The organism is Leptotrichia sp. oral taxon 498 (assembly GCF_002240055.1).
GTDB classification, from domain to species: Bacteria; Fusobacteriota; Fusobacteriia; order Fusobacteriales; family Leptotrichiaceae; genus Leptotrichia; species Leptotrichia rugosa.
Window position 1 is genome coordinate 1,518,498 of sequence record NZ_CP016753.1, and the last position, 17,817, is coordinate 1,536,314.

The following is a 17,817-nucleotide window of genomic DNA, read 5'->3' on the forward strand; positions in this document are numbered from 1 at the left end:
TCTATCAAAAATTAAAAATATATGCTATAATTAATAAAAATTGAAATAAAAAGGTGAATATCTTGAAAAAAAATAAAATATATAAATTACTTTTGTTTTTTATAATTTCAACGATAACAATACCGAAACAAAAGTCCGAAATCGACAAGCAAAATTTTAAGGATGGTGTCATAGATGTTGATATTATAATTAATAGAGATGAAAATTACAGAAAAAATGATAATGATGATGAAAATTATCCTGATGATGATTTGAATCGTGAGCCTGAAGATGGGGAGCTTATTTACTTAGATCAGATTCGGGAAGATGAAGAGGATATAAAAAAGGAAAAATCGGATAAATTGAATAGATTGGAAAAATTTATAAAAAAAATTGATTTGAAGGTCAATCCACTACTGAAATTTAAAGTTGAGAAAAGTTATGGTGCTTGGTATGTGATAAAGACAAGTGATCCGCAAGAAAAAGATTTTCAAAATATAACTTATAACTTTAAACAGGAACAAGATGGCTATAGATTGTCTAAAAGCTATTTGGATCCTCAAAGTAATATTTGGTCAGAGGATATAAAGAGGGCTTGGATTGAAGAAGCAAAAGGAAATGTTTATTTAGATATTGAAAAAAAATATTTTAAACATTTTCAAAATCAAATTTTATTTTTTGATAAAAATTACAGATATATGATTATAGAATTTGCTGACGGAGTAACTCGAGTCTTATCCCGCTATCCGAATAATAATAAAATTTCGCTTGAAGGGGAGGAATTGAATGAGTTTGAAGATTTTTTGCAAAGCAGGAATGATTTAATAAATGTTTATTATGATACAAAAATATTTGGCTTGGAACAGACTGAAGAAAATAGAAAAAAAGAGGCGCTAAGACAAAGAACAAGTCAGTTGGAAGAGCAGTTAAAAAAAGATCCATCAAGTGTTTTTCAAATTGACACAAAAGGGTATTGGAAGGCAAAAGAAAAAGAGCGAAAGGATCTTAAAAAAAATCCGAAAGATCCAAATAATAAGTTGGATGGAGTGAAAGCTATTGAAATAAAAGATGGAAGTGAAATAAAAAAATAATTTCTTGCTAAATTAAAAATATTTATAAATATTTATTAAAAAAATTTTTTAGATAAATAATAAATTTTTGTTTTTTTATAAATAAATTATGAAAAATTTTAAGAAAATAAAATTTAATGAAATAGGAGAAAAAAATATGAAAAATACAATAAAACTTTTTAATATATTTTTGTCTATATTGTTATTTCTGTTTTTAATATTTTTTTACAGTTTTTTTGTTTCAAAAAGAGAATACAAAAATGTAAATATTGATGTAAAAAGAGGTACTACTTTTAGTCAAATTTATAAAAATTTAAAGTTAAATTACGGTATTTTAGATAGAATATATTTAAAGTTAAGTGGAAGAAATAATTTAAAAATAGGTGTTTATCGTTTTGATGGAAAACTTTCCAAATATGAAGTTATAAGAAAAATTAAAAGAAGTGAAATTAGTGGTATAAGGCTTACTATTCCTGAAGGGTTTACTTCAAAACAAGTTTTTGAGAGAATGAATGCACTTGGACTTGGAACAGAAGAAGAAATCAAAAAAAATCTTGCGGAAATAAAGTTTCCATATCCACATAAAGATAACAATTTTGAAGGATACTTTTATCCAGAAACATATATTTTTGCGGAAACTGTTACAACTAAAGAAGTCTTAGAAACTGTATTAAAAGAATTTCTTAGAAGATTCCCGCCTGAAAAATATCCAGATAAACAAAAATTTTATGACAATCTGAAATTGGCTTCAATAGTTGAAGCAGAAGTTTCGGATAGGGAAGATAAGCCAAAGGTTGCTGGAATATTTTTAAAACGACTTCAAATTGGAATGAGATTGGAATCTGACGCAACCCTAAAATATGTCTTGCGAAGACAGGCTAAAAGTGGTGAATTAAAGGCAAATATGTCGCCCTACAACTCTTATAGATTTTCTGGACTTCCGCCAACTCCAATTGGAAATCCGCCATACGAAACTTTTGAAGCAGTTGAAAACGCTGAAATAACTGACAATTTATTCTTTTTCACACATGACGGAAAAACCTATTATTCTAAAACTCATGAAGAACATCTACAAAAAAGAAAAGAAAGTGGGCAAATGAAATAAGAAAAAGATAAAAAAATAAAAAAAGAAATCAAAAAGTGAAAGTTGGAAAAAAATAAATGAATAATTTCAAAGAAAAGATAAGAGATTTGAGAAAAAGTGAGTTAATAAAAAAAGGAGATAAAATTTTAATCGCTTTTTCAGGTGGACCTGATTCTGTATTTTTATTTTTTTTATTAAGTTTTTTAAAAAAAGAATATGAGCTTAAAATTTCTTTGATTTATGTAAATCACAATTTGCGAGATGATGTAGAAAATGATTTAGAATTTGTAGAAAATTTTTCCAAAGAAAATAAAGTTAAAATTTTTATTGAAAATCTGGATGTTTTGGAATATTGTAAGAAAAATAAAAAATCAGTTGAACTCGGTGCAAGAGAGTTGCGATACAAAGTTTTGAATGAAAAATTAAAAGAGTTAAATTTTGACAAAATTGCAACTGGACACAATTTGGACGACAATGTGGAAACACTTGTTTTTAGACTTTTAAGAGGGACTTCGGTAAAGGGGTTAAAAGGGATTCCTGCCAAAAGAGAAAATATTATAAGACCGATTTTACAATTTGAAAAAATAGAGATTTTAAATTATTTGAAAAAAATTGACCAAAATTATATAGTTGATTATACAAATAATGAGAGCAACTATTCAAGAAATTACATAAGGAATGAAGTTTTTCCAATGTTTTCAAAAATAAATAAAAATTTTAAAAATAAAGTGAATGACTTGATTTTGGAAATCAATGAGCGGGAAAATAAATTTGGCAAAATTAATGTAAAAAATAAAAAAAAAGATGAGTTCGTCAAATTTTTGAACGAAAATGATGTGGAAATTTCAAGAAAAAAAATTGACCAAATTTTTTATTCTCTTTTTGATAATTTTGGAAATTTAAAAAATGATGGAGAAAAAGAATTTAATTTGGGAAAAAATAAAATTTTGAAAAAAAATTATTTTGGCTATAAAATTGTTGAAAATGAAGAAAAAAATTTAAAAAATCAAAAGAAATTTGAAATTATAAAGAAAAATCAAAGTATAGAGTGGTATAATTCCAAGACAATAAGTTTTTTTGAAAATATATTGGAATTTGATAATTTTTTTGTTGAAAAAAAGGATTTTAAGTACACATTTCTTATTTTTGAAGACAATTTTGTGAGTGATAAAAGTAAAATAATTGTAAGGAACAGGGAAAATGGCGACAGAATTTGGCTTAGAAATTTAGGTCAAAAAAAAATAAAAAAAATTTTAATAGATAAAAAAATATCGAAAAGTGAGAGAGAGTTTGTTCCAATTGTAGAATTGGTTTTTGAAGATGAAAAGAAAGAAAATATTATTTTAACAATTTCAGATATAAAATTTTCAAAATTTGTAAAAAAAATTTTTAAAACTGATATAAAAAATTTTAAAAATAGTAATAAAATATTAGTAATTGGGAGGAAGAAATGGCAGACAGAGATAAAAATGACATAAAGAAAAGATTGGAAGAATTGAGAAAAGACAACAACAGAAAAAATAAGCAAGGGAATGAAAATTCGCCGTTTTCTGGTTTTTTATTTGTTTTACTTGTAGTTTTACTGTCTTTATTTACATTTTTGTTTCAAAGAGATATTCAAAGTTATTTCCAAGAAAAGAAAAATGTATCGTATTCTGAATTTTTAGACAGAACTAGAAGAGGAGAATTTAAGGAAATTGATGAAAAAGATGACAAATTGGTTGCAAAAGGTAGAGTTACTGGAAAAGATATTCTTTTTTATACTAAAAAAATTACTGATCGTGTGGGGAATGAGCCGCAAATAATTAACGCTGTTGAAGCAAAAAATGTAAAATTGAATTCAATGCCTCCATCAGGTGGCGGATACTTTTTAGCAATACTTTTAAATGCACTTCCGCTTATTATAATGATTGGACTTATGGTTTATTTGGCTAAAAAGATGAGCGGTGGTGGTCAAGGTGGACCTGGAAATATTTTTGGATTTGGAAAATCTCGTGTGAATAAAATTGACAAAAAACCTGATGTAAAATTTGAAGATGTTGCAGGAGTTGACGGTGCCAAAGAGGAATTAAAAGAAGTTGTCGATTTTTTGAAAAATCCTGACAAATATACAAAAGCTGGAGCTAGAGTTCCAAAAGGTGTGCTTTTACTTGGAAGACCTGGAACTGGAAAGACATTACTTGCAAAAGCTGTTGCTGGGGAATCTGGAGCTTCGTTTTTTAGCATTTCGGGTTCGGAATTTGTGGAAATGTTTGTCGGAGTTGGAGCTTCTCGTGTGAGAGATTTGTTTGAAAAAGCAAAAGAATCTAGTCCATCAATAATTTTTATAGATGAAATTGATGCAATCGGACGAAAAAGAAGTGCGGGAAAAAATAGTGGAAGCAACGATGAAAGAGAACAGACATTAAATCAGTTGTTAGTTGAAATGGATGGATTTGATACAGATACAAAAGTAATTGTACTTGCTGCAACAAACCGTGAAGATGTACTAGATTCTGCACTTTTAAGAGCGGGAAGATTTGATAGAAGAATTACAGTTGATGCACCTGATTTACAAGGAAGAATTGCAATTTTAAAAGTTCATTCAAAAAATAAAAAATTGGCTAGTGATGTAAATTTAGAAGATATTGCAAAAATAACTCCTGGATTTGTTGGAGCAGATTTAGCAAACTTATTAAATGAGGCAGCAATTTTAGCGGCTCGTCGTGCTACTGACACAATTACAATGGCAGATTTAGATGAAGCTGTGGATAAAATTGGAATGGGACTTGGTCAAAAAGGAAAAATAATAAAACCTGAAGAGAAAAAATTACTTGCATATCACGAAGCAGGACATGCTGTGATGACAGAACTAACTGATGGAGCGGATCCAGTTCACAAAGTGACAATTATTCCAAGAGGTGAAGCTGGAGGATTTATGATGCCGCTTCCAGAGGAAAAATTGGTTACTTCAAGTAAGGAATTACTTGCGGAAATAAAAGTTTTATTTGGTGGAAGAGCTGCAGAAGAACTTGTACTGGATGATGTAAGCACAGGTGCTTATTCGGATATCAAAAGAGCTACAAGAGTTGCCAGAATGTATGTGGAAAGCGTTGGAATGAGCAAAAAATTTGGACCTATAAATCTTGAAAATCCAGATGATGAATTTGCATTTATGACAAATAAAAGTGATGAAACAATGAGAGAAATTGATTTGGAAGTTAGAAAAATTTTGATGAATGAATATTTGAATACATTTAATACATTACAAGAAAATATGCATATATTGGAAGGTGTCGCTCAACTTCTTCTTAAAAAAGAAACAATTACTGGAGATGAAGTTAGAAGAATTATCAAAGGTGAAACTTTTGAGGAAATTTTAGAAAAAGAATTTGGAAATAAAAAAGAAGATAAAGAAGAAACTTTGGTTGTAGATGAAAAAAATTTAGAAGATGATTTTGATGCTAAATTTGGAGAATCGAAAGAAAAATCTGAAATTGAAAAACTTGAGGAAACTGTAAAAGAGTTGACAAACGATGGCGAAACTTTGGAAGAAAAATTGAGAAAAGATGATTTTTTTACTAGAGATGAAGATAATAATGACGACGACGAAAAGGACAACCAGAAAGATAATGCTGAAGATGAGAAACAGAATGAAGATGAAAATAATGATAGTGGCGATGATGAAACTGATGATTTTGGAAGTTCTAAAAAAGACAATGATGATAGTTTTTCAAATGGAAAAAAGAAAAAAAATAATTTTAAATTGCCAAGTTTTATGGAATAATTAAGCATTAAAAAAAATGGAAAGATGACGTAATGTTATTTTTCTATTTTTTTAAAAAAAATTTGATTTTTGAAAATCATATGGTATAATTATAAAGTGAGGTATAGAAATGAAATTTTTTTCTTTAAAAAGTGTTTTAGTAGGTATTCTAATGACTAATTTTCTTTCATTTTCGTCAATTTATGATTACAAAAGGGAAAGTTCAAGAAAAATAAATGAAATTAGTGATTCAAAAAAGCGAGAAAATAGATTAAGTGCTTTATTTAAAGCTATTAGACAACACAATAACAACTTTGTAAAATTTTCTTTGTTGACCAAGGAAAATATTGACAGAAGAAAAGAAGCAATTGAACAAAATACTCCTGGTAATGGAAAATATGGAGTTGCAATAAATGTTTTTGAAATTTTTGGAATTGACGGTACATTGATAGATGTAAATGCCAGAGATGAAAAAGGATATACACCCATTATCGTGGCAATAGAATCTCAAAATAATGAAATTTTAGAATATCTTATAAAAAATGGTGCAAATTTGAGAGAAAAACATCCACTTTTTAAAAGAAGTGTGCTAAATGTGGCGTGTTATTATGAAAATGAAAAAGCTGTAGAAATGTTACTTTCTGCTAATCCAAAATTAATAAATGAACAAAGTGGAATTGATGGATGGACTGCACTACAAGATGCAACACTAAAAGCAAATATTGATATAATAAAAGTTTTATTAAAAAATGGTGCAAATCCTCAGTTAAAAGATTACAATGGAGGAACCGCAATGGATATGGCAACAGATTTTGGAAAAGGTCAAATTGTTAAATTGTTTCGTGATAATGTAAAGGCTAATAGAAAATATTAGTAAATATTATCAAAAAATGTTATTTATAATAAAATTTATACATAAGGAGAAAAAAATGAAAAGATTGACAGGAATTGGTGCTTCTGAAGGAGTATCAATAGGAAAAGTATTACTTTTTGTAGAGGGAAATATAGTTATTCCTCAAGAGATAGACGCTAATTCAACTATTGAAGGAGAATTGGCAAAATTGGAAAATGGATTGAAAAAGTCAAAGACTCAATTAATTGCAATCAGAGAAAAAGTAAAAGAAAAAATGGGTGAGGATAAAGCTGCAATTTTTGATGGTCATATTATGCTTCTTGAAGATGAAGATTTGATTGAAGAAGTAGAAGCTAAAATAACAGGTGATAAATTACCAGCAGCAAGAGCTCTAAGAGAAGGAATTGACGAATATTGTGAAATGATTTCTCAGTTAGACGATCCTTATTTGAGAGAGAGGGCAGCTGATTTACAAGATATAGGAAAAAGATGGTTAAAAAATCTATTGGAAATTAAAATTAATGATTTTAGTAATTTAGAACCAAATACAATCGTTGTTACTAAAGATTTGACACCGTCAGATACAGCTCAACTAGATTTGGAAAATTGTGTCGGATTTATTACAGAAATTGGAGGAAAGACAGCTCATTCGGCTATAATGGCTAGATCTCTTGAATTACCCGCAGTAGTTGGAGTAAAAGGTGTTTTAGGAGAAGTTAAAGACGGAGAATTAGTCATAATGGATGGAGAAACAGGAGAAATCTTCCTAGAACCAACTGAAAAATTAGTTGAAGAATATAAAATAAAACAAGAAAAAATTAGAGTAGAAAAAGAAGAACTTAAAAAATTAATTCATGAAGAAGCAGTTACATTAGATGGAAGAAAAGTAGACATTTGGGGAAATATTGGAAGTCCTAACGATGTTGATGCAGTAATCGAATCAGGAGCAACAGGAATTGGATTATATAGAACAGAATTTTTGTTTATGAATTCTGATCATTTTCCAACAGAAGAAGAACAATATCAAGCATATAGAGTAGTAGCTGAAAAAATGCAAGGAAAACCTGTCACAATAAGAACAATGGATATAGGTGGAGATAAGGAGTTACCTTATTTAGATTTACCAAAAGAAATGAACCCGTTTCTAGGATACAGAGCAATCAGAATATCACTAGAAAATAAAGATATGTTTAAGACTCAACTAAGAGCTATTTTAAGAGCTTCTCAATATGGTCAAATTAAAATTATGTACCCAATGATAAGTTCTATAAATGAAATTAGAAAAGCTAATGCTATTTTAGAAGAATGTAAAAAAGAATTAGATGAAATTGGTAAAATTTATGATAGAAATATAAAAGTTGGAATTATGGTGGAAACTCCTTCGACTGCAATAGTTGCTTATAAATTTGCCAAAGAAGTTGATTTCTTCTCAATTGGAACTAACGATTTGACTCAATATTTCTTGGCAGTAGACAGAGGAAATGAATTGGTATCTAGTTTATACAATTCGTTTAACCCAGCTGTCTTGGAAGCTATTCAAAAAGTAATTGATGCTGCACATCATGCAGGGATTAGTGTAAGTATGTGTGGAGAGTTCGCAGGAGATAAAAGAGCGACTAGATTACTTTTAGGAATGGGACTTGATTCATTTAGTATGAGTGCTTCATCAGGACTTACAGTTAAAAAAATAATTAGAAATAGTAATTATGTGGATGCACAAAAGTATAGAGATTTAATTTTAAAACAGGATACACCTGAAGATGTAATTGAAAAATTGAAATAAAATAAATAAAAAAGGGCTATTTTTTAGCTCTTTTTCATTATTCTTCATGAAAAATAAAAAGATTAAAATAGAAAAGAGGAAAATATTATGAGTAAAAAAGTTGCAGTTTTTTTGGCAGATGGATTTGAAGAAGTGGAAGCAATTGCTCCGATTGATTTACTTAGAAGAGCTGAAATTCAAGTAGATACAGTTTCATTAACAGATGAAAGTTTAGTGACAAGCGCAAGAAAAGTTAAAGTGGTCGCAGATAAAGTTATAAATGAAATTAACTTTGACAAATATGATATGTTAATTTTGCCGGGAGGACCAGGGCACGAAAATTATTTCAAATCACAGTTACTTTTAGATAAAGTTTTGGAATTTTCTAAAGATACTAAAAACAAAAAAGTTGGTGCAATTTGTGCGGCTCCGTTGATTTTATCAAAATTAGGGATTTTAGAAAATAAAAAAGCTATTTGTTTTCCAGCTTGTGAAAATGGCTTATTAGAAGGAAAACCTATTTTAACTCATGAAAGGGTTGTTGTAGATGGAAATATTGTAACTAGCAGAAGTGCGGGAACAGCTATAGATTTTGCACTTGAGATTATTTCGCAGCTTTTAGGCAGCAAAAAATCGAAAGAAATTAAAGATGAAATAGTTTATTCAAAAAAGTAAAAAGGTAAAATATTTATAAAAAATCAAAAGAACTCATTGAAAAAAGTAAAAAAACCTTGACATAAAACAAAATTTAAAGTACAATTAGCTAAATTGTTTATTATAATTTTGAATTTTAATACATTCTAGAAATAAAAATTAATACATTTATTTATTACTTCAAATAAGAATATAATGAACTTGTAGTATAATACAATAATTATAGTATTATTGTAATAATTTGTAAATTAGATTAATTTAAAAGTGTAAAATTGAGGGAGGAAAAGTTTTATGGAATATCATAAACCAGTGCTATATGATGAAGTTATTGGAAATATTGTAACGGATAAAGATATAGTTTATGTTGACTGTACACTTGGTGGCGGAGGTCATACACAAGGTATTCTTGAAAACTCTTCAAAAAATTCAAAAGTTATTGCAATAGATCAAGATATTGAAGCAATTGAATTTGCAAAAAAAAGATTGGAAAATTATGATAATTTTACAGTATTTCATGATAATTTTAAAAATATAGACACAGTTGTTTATTTAGCAGGATTTGAAAAAGTTGATAGAATACTTATGGATATTGGAGTTTCTTCAAATCATCTGGATAATGCGAAGAGAGGTTTTTCTTACAGATTTTGTGCAGAGCTTGATATGAGAATGGATAAATCTCTAAAATTAAGTGCTTACGATGTTGTAAATACTTTTTCTGAAAAAGAAATAGCAGATATAATTTATAAATATGGGGAAGAGCCAAAATCTAGGAAAATTGCTAGAAATATAGTGGAATATCGTAAAGATAAAAAAATCGAAACTACGACAGAATTAGCTGATATTGTGATAAAATCAATAGGAAAAAGTATGAAAAGGCATCCTGCAAAAAGAACTTTTCAGGCAATAAGAATTTTTGTAAACAAAGAATTAGAAGTTTTGACACAGACTTTGGATAAAGCTGTTAATTTGTTAAATGACAACGGAAAGTTTTTGGTAATAACATTTCATTCGCTGGAAGACAGAATAGTTAAGGAAAAATTCAGAGAGTATGAAAATCCTTGTACTTGTCCAAAGGATATACCAATTTGTGTGTGTGGAAAAAAAAGTTTGGGAAAAGTTATCACAAAAAAGCCTATCGTAGCAAAGGAAATTGAATTGAAAGAAAATAAGAGAGCGCATTCAGCTAAATTAAGAATTTTTGAAAGGAGAGAAAAGTAGGAATGAGTAATATTTCTAAAGAAAAAAAAATGCAAGTGTTGAAAGTTCCTAAAATAACTAATACAGCTAGAAAAATTGCAAAACAAAAAAAAGAAAAAGAGATTACAGTTCCTAGAAAAATGAACAAAAGACTTTCAAAAACTGCAGGACTTGATAGAGCAGTAATAAGTAAATTCGCTATTTATATTGGAATTGCAGTAATTGTAGCTTCGATAAAAATTGTAGCAGTAAACAGTGTTAGTTCTTTAGATAGACAGTATAAGGCAAAAAATAAGGAATTGAAAGATTTAAGAAGGCAAGTTTCAACTTTAGAAAATAAATTTTATGATGGAATTGATAGAAAAAAATTAGAAAAAAAAGCATATGAAGATGGATTTGTCCCCAATGATCCAATAAGATATATAAAAATAGAAAATAAAAAATAAGATAAAACAAAAAAATATAAAAGATAAAAGATATGCATTTTGATTTTAAATTGAATAATGCGTGTCTTTTTTATATAAATTTTTTCTTAAAAATTGATTGTTCAGACTTGAATAAGTAAAAAAATTATGATAAAATTAATAAGCGAAGTTTTGGAGGTAGAACTATGAAAAAGTGTTTATGTCTAATAATTTTGTTAATTTTTGTAAGTTGTACATCTTTGAATGGCTATAACAAAAATATTTCTCAAATTGAAATTAATGAAATTAATAATGAAATAACAAATGTTATAACAAATTTTAAAAAAGATGCAAACTCAAATAGATACGATAAAATCAAAGAGATTTTTTTAACTACATTTAAAAATAATATTATTGTAAAAAAATTACAAGAATACGACCTTTCAAGATTAACATTTATTTTTTCTGAACCAAAAGTAAAATCTAATAATAAAGCAACTAGTGTCATGGTTGTAAATTATGGCACAGAAAGTGATTATTTTAATATAACTTGGAAAAAGATGGATGATGGGAGCTGGAAGATTTCAAATGTAGCTGAAAAAAAATAAGAAAGGAGAAAAATGAGTGTAACAATAGTAGTATTTGTTTTATCAATTCTTCTTTTTTCTATTTTAGTTTTTTTTATAGCTTATTTCTTGGTAAGTTCTGTATTTAAAAAGAAATATGGAGAGTTAAGTGAACTTGAACTAAGAATAGTTGATGTCAAAAGAAGACTTGAAACATCGAAAAGAGAAGTTGAAATAGAAATTGAATCTTTTAAGAAAGAAGAGACATTAAAAGTAAAAGAAGAATTGTTAAACGAAAAAAAAGTAGCAGACGATGAAATAAAAAAAATTAAATCAGAGTTGGCTATTAAAGAAGAGAGAATTGCAAAAAAAGAAGAGACATTGGAAACAAAAATGGAGCGTCTGGAAGAAAAAGAAATAAGAAATGAAAAATATAAAGACAGACTTGCAAAAAAAGAAAAAGATTTAGATGAAATGATTGTGAATCAGGAGAAAGAATTGGAGAGAATTTCAGAGCTTACTCAAGATGATGCAAGAAAAATTATATTAGAAAAATTAGAAAACGAATTGGATCATGATAAAGCAGTGTTAATAAGAGATTATGAGCATAATTTAGACAGAGAAAAAGATAGAATTTCTAAAAGAATAATTTCTACTGCAATTGGAAAAGCTGCGGCTGACTATGTTGTAGATTCAACAATTTCTGTAATTCAACTTCCTAGTGAAGAAATGAAAGGTAGAATCATTGGAAGAGAAGGTCGAAATATTAGAGCGATTGAAGCTGTGACCGGAGTGGATTTGATAATTGATGATACGCCAGAAGCTGTTGTCCTCTCTTCATTTGATGGAGTTAGAAGGGAAGTTGCTAGAATCGCACTAGAAAAATTGATTTCAGATGGAAGAATTCATCCTACAAAAATTGAAGAAGTTGTGGCAAAAGCGCAGTTAGAAGTGGAAGAAAGTGTATTAGATGCGGCAGAACAGGCAATCTTAGAAGTTGGAATCCCAACTCTTCCAAGAGAAGTCTTAAAAGTGTTTGGAAGATTGAAATTTAGAACATCGTTTGGTCAAAATGTTTTGCAGCACTCAATAGAAGTGGCTCATATCGCAGCTGCACTTGCAGCAGAAATTGGAGCAAATGTAGATGTGGCTAAAAGAGCGGCTCTTCTTCATGATATTGGGAAAGCATTTTCACACGAACAGGAAGGTTCTCATGCATTAAACGGTGGAGAATTTTTGAGAAAATTTTCTAGAGAGACTGAAATTGTTATAAATGCGGTGGAAGCTCATCACAATGAAGTTGAACAGTTGAGTATAGAAGCAGTATTAGTTCAAGCAGCTGATTCAATTTCAGCGTCAAGACCAGGAGCTAGAAGGGAAACGTTGTCCAATTATTTAAAACGATTGGAGCAATTGGAAGAAATAGCAAATAGTCACGAAGGAATTGAAAGCTCGTACGCTATTCAGGCTGGAAGAGAACTTAGATTAATCGTTCATCCTGACAATGTTGACGATGACAAAGCTACAATTTTGGCAAGGGATGTTGCAAAAGACATTGAAGAAAAAATGCAGTATCCAGGACAGATAAAAGTAACAGTAATAAGAGAAACTAGAGCGGTAGAGTATGCAAAATAGATAAATTAAAGACTGAATTAGTTTTCAGTCTTTTTTATAACAATTTTTGTTTTTTTCCTAAAATAATGAATATTATAAAATATAAATTTTTTTTTTAAGGAGGTTTATTTTGTGAAAATAAAAATTAGAAGAGCTAATAAAGATGATATTGATGGATTAAATATACTTTTATATCAAGTCCATGGAGTTCATGTAAATGGCAGACCTGATATTTTTAAAAAAGGCGAAAAGAAATTTAGTGACGAAGAATTGAAGAAATTATTAAAAGATGATACAAAGCCAATCTTTGTGGCAACCGATGAAAATAATAATATTTTGGGACATTGTTTTTGTGTCTTTCGTGAAGTGAAAAATGATAAAAGTTTGTGCGACAGAAAAGTTTTATATATTGATGATTTATGTGTGGATAAAAATATTAGAAATAGTGGAATTGGAAAAAAGTTGTATGAATATGTGCTAAATTTTGCAAAAGAAAATAATTTCACTAGTATTACATTGGATGTTTGGAATTTTAACGAGAATGCGCTTAAATTTTATGAAAAAATAGGATTTTTGCCATTGAAAACATTGATGGAAAAACAAATTTAAATTTTGAGAGGAAGATAGAATGAAATTTTTGATAATTGGAGATGTAGTTGGAGAGCCTGGAAGAAATACTTTGTTTAAATTTTTGGAAAAAAGAAAGAAAAATTATGATTTTATAATTGTAAATGGAGAAAACTCAGCTGGGGGATTTGGAATAAATATAAAAATAGCTGAACAGATTTTTTCTCGTGGAGCAGATGTAATTACGCTGGGAAATCATAGCTGGGACAAAAAAGAAATTTATCCGTACATAAATAATCATAAAAATTTGATTAGACCGATTAATTTTTCAAAGGAAGCTCCGGGAAATGGATATACAATGGTTGAAAAAAATGGAGTAAAAGTGGCAGTTATCAATGCACAAGGAAAAATTTTTATGCCACCGATTGCCTGTCCGTTTTTAACCATAGAAGAAATTTTGCCTGAAATAAAAAAAGAAACAGATATAATCGTACTTGATTTTCATGCTGAAGCAACTTCGGAAAAACAAGCTATGGGATGGAATTTAACTGGAAAGTTATCTGTTGTATATGGAACTCACACACATACACAGACTGCTGATGAGAGAATTTTACCAGGAGGAACAGCTTTTATCTCGGATGTTGGAATGACTGGTGGACACGATGGAGTTTTGGGAATGAATAAGAAAGAAAGCATTCAAAAATTTAAAGATGGAATGCCAAACAGATATTCAGTTTGTAAGGAAAATCCTAAAATAAACGGAATTGAAGTGGAAGTAAATGAAAAAACTGGAAAAGCAGTTGCGATTAAAAGAATAAATATGGGTTATGATGAAATTTAAAAAATGAATAGAAATAAAGAATTAAAAAATAAAAAATTTAAAAAAGAGGAAATAAAAATAGATGAAATGGATAAAAGTAAAAATCGATTATTTTTCAGACAGTTTGAAAGAGACAAAAGCAAAATTAATTAATATTTTTGAAGAAGTTGGGATAAAACAAGTAGAATTTGTCGATTATTTTTCTGATAATTCTTTGGATTATAGCGTAAATTTTAAAAATGAAAACGATATTTGGAGTATGATTGGCTATGTTATTGACAATAGGTTTGCAAAGACTAAATTAAATATGATTTATAATAATATAAATGAAATTTCAAAAGATGACGAAAATTTTATGTCAGAAATTTATACTTCACGATGTTCTGATGAAGATTGGCAAGATGAATGGAAAAAATATTTTCACACGGTAAATATAACAGAAAACATTGTAATTAAGCCAAGCTGGGATGATTATGAAGAAGATGGAGAAATTGTGGTTGAAATTGATCCTGGACTTGCTTTTGGGACTGGAACTCACGAGACGACTTCACTGTGTGTAGAATTTTTGGAAAAATATTCAAAAGGCAAAAGTAATTTGCTTGATGTTGGGTGTGGCTCTGGAATTTTGATGTTAATTGCTAAAAAGTTGGGAGTTCATAAAGTTACTGGAATTGATATTGATGACAAAGTTGAAAGAGTTGTCCATGAAAATTTTGAGAAAAATAAGATTGAAAATAATTATAAAGTTATAATTGGAAATTTGGTTGACAATATTTCTGAAAAGTATGACTTGGTAGTTTCAAATATATTAGTCGATGTTTTGATAGAACTTTTGAAAAATATTGAAAAAACTTTGGAAGATGGTGCAGTAGTTATTTTTTCTGGGATTTTGAAAGAAAAAGAAGAAATGTTTTTGAAAGAAACAGAAAAATATAATTTGAAAAAAATTGATAGAAATGAAAAAAATAACTGGGTATCTCTAGTTTTTGAATATAAAAAAATTTATAGTTAAGGAATGGAGAAAAGATGATAATTGCAATAGATGGACCTGCTGGGAGCGGGAAAAGCACGATTGCTAAAAAGTTAGCAGAAGAGCTTGATTTTGTGTATTTGGATACGGGAGCGATGTATAGGCTTGTTACATTAAAAGCGTTAAATGAGAAAGTTTCCTTTAATTTGTTAAAAAATATTATAAATTTATCTGAAAGTAAAAATAATAATTCTGATTTTGAAATTATTCAAAATATGAAAAAAATTTTGGAAAATTTGAATATTGATATTAAAAAAAATAGATTTTTTTTAGATGAAATTGATGTGAGCGATGAGATTAGAAAACCTGTAATTTCTGAAAATGTTTCGAATATTGCTAAAATTAAGGAAGTTAGAGAAAAGCTAGTCGATTTGCAGAGAAAATTTTCAAAGTCTGAAAATGTTATTTTGGACGGTCGTGATATTGGAACGGTTGTTTTTCCGAATGCAGAATTGAAAATATTTTTGGTAGCAGATGCGATGGAAAGAGCTAAAAGGCGTTATAAAGAGCTGGTTTTGAAAAATGAAGATGTGACTTTGGATGAAATTTATAAAAATATTGTTGAGCGAGATAAAATTGATTCCACAAGAAAGGAATCTCCGTTGGTAAAAGCGCAAGATGCAGTTGAAATTGATACAACTTTTAAAACAATCGAAGAAGTTAAGGAAGAAATAGAAAAAATTTTGAAAAATAAAATTAAATAAATTAATTTTAAATTAAAATTTTAAAAAAAATAAAAAAATTAAAAAAAATACTGGACAAATATTGAAAATAGTGTATAATAACTAAGTAATTTAAAAACACGAAATAAAGTGTGAGTATTAAATTCAATTATAAAATTTGGAGGTTTGATAAAATGTCAAAAAAAGAATTTGTAGATGCTTATGCAAAAGCAACAGGAGAAACTAAAAAAAGAGCTGAAGAATTAGTAAATCAATTTCTTGAAACAGTGGAAGAATCTTTAGTGAAAGGTGAATCTGTTCAATTTGTTGGATGGGGAACATTTGAAGTAAAAGAAAGAGCAGCAAGAACTGGAATTAACCCTCAAACTAAAGAAGAAATTCAAATACCTGCAAAAAATGTAGTTAAATTCAAAGTGGGTAAAAAATTAGCTGATAATGTAGCGAATGCTAAATAATTTTTAAAAAGGCTATTTTGATGTGACAGCTGTCATTGAAAAATAGTCTTTTCTTAATTTGATAAATAAAATTTATGGAAGAAGATAAATATGTTAATAATTTATAATTTAATAAGATTTTTTTTATATTTAGTCATAATGATATTGGCGTTATTTAATAAAAAATTACTTATATTTTTTAAAACTCGACTATTTCAAAAAATTTCAAATGAAAATTTTTGGGGAAAAGATGAGAAATCCATTTTAATTCATTTGTCATCAGTTGGAGAATTTAACTTGTCGGTTGAACTAATCAAAAAAATTTTATCAAGAAATGAAAAAATAGTCATTTCAGTTATGACAAATACAGGCTTTACAGCGATTACTAAAAAATATGGGAATAACAAAAATGTGAAAATTTTGTATTTTCCACTTGACGATTTTTTTGCTTTAAAAAAAATTTATAAAAAATATAAAATAAAAAAGACAATTATTATAGAAACTGAGATTTGGATTAATCTATATTATTTGGCGGCAAAGTTTGGAGAATTGTTTATTGTAAATGGCAGACTTACTGATAAAAAAATGAAATCTTACAAAAAATTTAACTGGTTTATAAATTCAAGTTTGAATAGAGCTAAAAAAATTTTGGTGCAAAGCGAAAAAGATGCATTGAGATACGAGAGTTTAAAAATGAAAAATAAAAAAATAAAAGTTTTTAAAAATTTAAAATATTCAATAAAATATGACATTCTTTCTGAAGAAAAGAAAAATAAATATTTTGAAGAAATTTTGGACAAAAATAAAAAAATAATAGTTTGCGGAAGTACGAGAGAAAGCGAAGAAAAAATTTGGCTTGAAGTTTTAAAAAAAATAAATAAAAAAAATGAATATCAGCTTGTGCTGGTTCCTAGACATTTGGAGCGGATAAAAAAAGTGGAAGATGAAATTTTAAAATTATTCCCACGAGAAAGTTATTTACTGCTTTCAGATTTTGAAGTTTGGAAAAATCTAAAAAAAACTGAGATAGTTATTGTGGATAAGATGGGAGTTCTTACAGATTTTTATCAAATGGCGGATTTTGTATTTGTCGGCGGAACGCTTGTAAATATTGGTGGACATTCGATTTTGGAGCCACTTTTTTATGGAAGAAAGCCGATAATTGGGAAATATTTCCAAAATATCGAAGAAATTGTAAATGATACAAAAAAACTTAATTTTGTGGAAATTGTGCAAAATGAAGACAAAATTATTGATTATTTAAAAAAAGAAGAAAAAATAAATACCAAAGAATTTTTTGAAAAAAATAACGAGATAGATAAAATAATTAGTGAAATATTTTGATTTGGAGTGTG

At 28.1% G+C, this 17,817-nt stretch carries 17 protein-coding genes; all 17 read left to right on the forward strand.

Going from position 1 to position 17,817, the window contains the following annotated elements:
• The first annotated feature begins 62 nt into the window (after nucleotides 1–62).
• The 17 genes from BCB68_RS07625 to BCB68_RS07705 all read left to right on the forward strand — a co-directional run bounded on the left by BCB68_RS07625 (nucleotide 63) and on the right by BCB68_RS07705 (nucleotide 17,806).
• Nucleotides 63–1,070 (forward strand): hypothetical protein, encoded by a 1,008-nt coding sequence (locus BCB68_RS07625; RefSeq protein ID WP_094080232.1) that lies wholly within the window; start codon nucleotides 63–65, stop codon nucleotides 1,068–1,070.
• A 136-nt stretch (nucleotides 1,071–1,206) separates the two neighbouring features.
• On the forward strand, nucleotides 1,207–2,154 hold the full coding sequence (mltG, locus tag BCB68_RS07630) for an endolytic transglycosylase MltG (protein WP_094080233.1): 948 nt from the start codon (nucleotides 1,207–1,209) through the stop codon (nucleotides 2,152–2,154).
• 56 nt (nucleotides 2,155–2,210) lie between these two features.
• Nucleotides 2,211–3,611, forward strand: coding sequence for a tRNA lysidine(34) synthetase TilS (gene tilS / locus BCB68_RS07635; RefSeq protein WP_094080234.1), 1,401 nt, complete (start codon nucleotides 2,211–2,213; stop codon nucleotides 3,609–3,611).
• A complete protein-coding gene (gene ftsH / locus BCB68_RS07640; RefSeq protein WP_094080235.1) occupies nucleotides 3,584–5,899 on the forward strand; it encodes an ATP-dependent zinc metalloprotease FtsH in 2,316 nt (771 codons plus the stop codon). Before tilS ends, ftsH begins: the two co-directional genes overlap by 28 nt.
• A gap of 151 nt (nucleotides 5,900–6,050) precedes the next feature.
• Nucleotides 6,051–6,752, forward strand: a complete 702-nt coding sequence (locus BCB68_RS07645) for an ankyrin repeat domain-containing protein (protein WP_157697375.1) — start codon at nucleotides 6,051–6,053, stop codon at nucleotides 6,750–6,752.
• Nucleotides 6,753–6,807: 55 nt separating this feature from the next.
• Complete coding sequence (gene ptsP / locus BCB68_RS07650; protein WP_094080237.1) at nucleotides 6,808–8,514, forward strand: phosphoenolpyruvate--protein phosphotransferase; 1,707 nt, start codon at nucleotides 6,808–6,810, stop codon at nucleotides 8,512–8,514.
• 87 nt (nucleotides 8,515–8,601) lie between these two features.
• Nucleotides 8,602–9,168 (forward strand): DJ-1 family glyoxalase III, encoded by a 567-nt coding sequence (locus BCB68_RS07655; protein WP_237048594.1) that lies wholly within the window; start codon nucleotides 8,602–8,604, stop codon nucleotides 9,166–9,168.
• A 270-nt stretch (nucleotides 9,169–9,438) separates the two neighbouring features.
• Nucleotides 9,439–10,365 carry a 16S rRNA (cytosine(1402)-N(4))-methyltransferase RsmH gene (gene rsmH / locus BCB68_RS07660; protein WP_094080239.1) on the forward strand — a complete coding sequence of 309 codons (927 nt, stop codon included), beginning with the start codon at nucleotides 9,439–9,441 and terminating at the stop codon, nucleotides 10,363–10,365.
• Nucleotides 10,366–10,367: 2 nt separating this feature from the next.
• Nucleotides 10,368–10,790, forward strand: a complete 423-nt coding sequence (locus BCB68_RS07665; RefSeq protein ID WP_094080240.1) for a hypothetical protein — start codon at nucleotides 10,368–10,370, stop codon at nucleotides 10,788–10,790.
• Between the two features lie 164 nt (nucleotides 10,791–10,954).
• Nucleotides 10,955–11,356, forward strand: coding sequence for a hypothetical protein (locus tag BCB68_RS07670; RefSeq protein WP_094080241.1), 402 nt, complete (start codon nucleotides 10,955–10,957; stop codon nucleotides 11,354–11,356).
• A 12-nt stretch (nucleotides 11,357–11,368) separates the two neighbouring features.
• Nucleotides 11,369–12,949, forward strand: a complete 1,581-nt coding sequence (gene rny, locus BCB68_RS07675) for a ribonuclease Y (protein ID WP_094080242.1) — start codon at nucleotides 11,369–11,371, stop codon at nucleotides 12,947–12,949.
• Between the two features lie 111 nt (nucleotides 12,950–13,060).
• On the forward strand, nucleotides 13,061–13,537 hold the full coding sequence (locus BCB68_RS07680; RefSeq protein ID WP_237048595.1) for a GNAT family N-acetyltransferase: 477 nt from the start codon (nucleotides 13,061–13,063) through the stop codon (nucleotides 13,535–13,537).
• Between the two features lie 19 nt (nucleotides 13,538–13,556).
• Nucleotides 13,557–14,336, forward strand: a complete 780-nt coding sequence (locus BCB68_RS07685) for a TIGR00282 family metallophosphoesterase (protein ID WP_094080243.1) — start codon at nucleotides 13,557–13,559, stop codon at nucleotides 14,334–14,336.
• Nucleotides 14,337–14,397: 61 nt separating this feature from the next.
• Complete coding sequence (prmA, locus tag BCB68_RS07690; protein ID WP_094080244.1) at nucleotides 14,398–15,327, forward strand: 50S ribosomal protein L11 methyltransferase; 930 nt, start codon at nucleotides 14,398–14,400, stop codon at nucleotides 15,325–15,327.
• Between the two features lie 14 nt (nucleotides 15,328–15,341).
• Nucleotides 15,342–16,049: a (d)CMP kinase gene (gene cmk, locus BCB68_RS07695; RefSeq protein ID WP_094080245.1), complete on the forward strand. Its 708-nt coding sequence runs from the start codon at nucleotides 15,342–15,344 to the stop codon at nucleotides 16,047–16,049.
• A gap of 152 nt (nucleotides 16,050–16,201) precedes the next feature.
• Nucleotides 16,202–16,483, forward strand: a complete 282-nt coding sequence (locus BCB68_RS07700) for an HU family DNA-binding protein (RefSeq protein WP_094080246.1) — start codon at nucleotides 16,202–16,204, stop codon at nucleotides 16,481–16,483.
• Between the two features lie 90 nt (nucleotides 16,484–16,573).
• The gene (locus tag BCB68_RS07705; protein ID WP_237048596.1) at nucleotides 16,574–17,806 is read left to right on the forward strand and encodes a 3-deoxy-D-manno-octulosonic acid transferase; all 1,233 of its coding nucleotides are present in this window, start codon (nucleotides 16,574–16,576) and stop codon (nucleotides 17,804–17,806) included.
• The last annotated feature ends 11 nt before the right edge of the window (nucleotides 17,807–17,817 follow it).

Coding starts and splice junctions, on each gene's coding strand:
- mltG (WP_094080233.1), top strand. CDS start 1,207: ATGAAAAATACAATAAAACTTTTTAATATATTTTTGTCTATATTGTTA.
- tilS (WP_094080234.1), top strand. CDS start 2,211: ATGAATAATTTCAAAGAAAAGATAAGAGATTTGAGAAAAAGTGAGTTA.
- ftsH (WP_094080235.1), top strand. CDS start 3,584: ATGGCAGACAGAGATAAAAATGACATAAAGAAAAGATTGGAAGAATTG.
- BCB68_RS07645 (WP_157697375.1), top strand. CDS start 6,051: ATGACTAATTTTCTTTCATTTTCGTCAATTTATGATTACAAAAGGGAA.
- ptsP (WP_094080237.1), top strand. CDS start 6,808: ATGAAAAGATTGACAGGAATTGGTGCTTCTGAAGGAGTATCAATAGGA.
- BCB68_RS07655 (WP_237048594.1), top strand. CDS start 8,602: ATGAGTAAAAAAGTTGCAGTTTTTTTGGCAGATGGATTTGAAGAAGTG.
- rsmH (WP_094080239.1), top strand. CDS start 9,439: ATGGAATATCATAAACCAGTGCTATATGATGAAGTTATTGGAAATATT.
- BCB68_RS07665 (WP_094080240.1), top strand. CDS start 10,368: ATGAGTAATATTTCTAAAGAAAAAAAAATGCAAGTGTTGAAAGTTCCT.
- BCB68_RS07670 (WP_094080241.1), top strand. CDS start 10,955: ATGAAAAAGTGTTTATGTCTAATAATTTTGTTAATTTTTGTAAGTTGT.
- rny (WP_094080242.1), top strand. CDS start 11,369: ATGAGTGTAACAATAGTAGTATTTGTTTTATCAATTCTTCTTTTTTCT.
- BCB68_RS07685 (WP_094080243.1), top strand. CDS start 13,557: ATGAAATTTTTGATAATTGGAGATGTAGTTGGAGAGCCTGGAAGAAAT.
- prmA (WP_094080244.1), top strand. CDS start 14,398: ATGAAATGGATAAAAGTAAAAATCGATTATTTTTCAGACAGTTTGAAA.
- cmk (WP_094080245.1), top strand. CDS start 15,342: ATGATAATTGCAATAGATGGACCTGCTGGGAGCGGGAAAAGCACGATT.
- BCB68_RS07700 (WP_094080246.1), top strand. CDS start 16,202: ATGTCAAAAAAAGAATTTGTAGATGCTTATGCAAAAGCAACAGGAGAA.
- BCB68_RS07705 (WP_237048596.1), top strand. CDS start 16,574: ATGTTAATAATTTATAATTTAATAAGATTTTTTTTATATTTAGTCATA.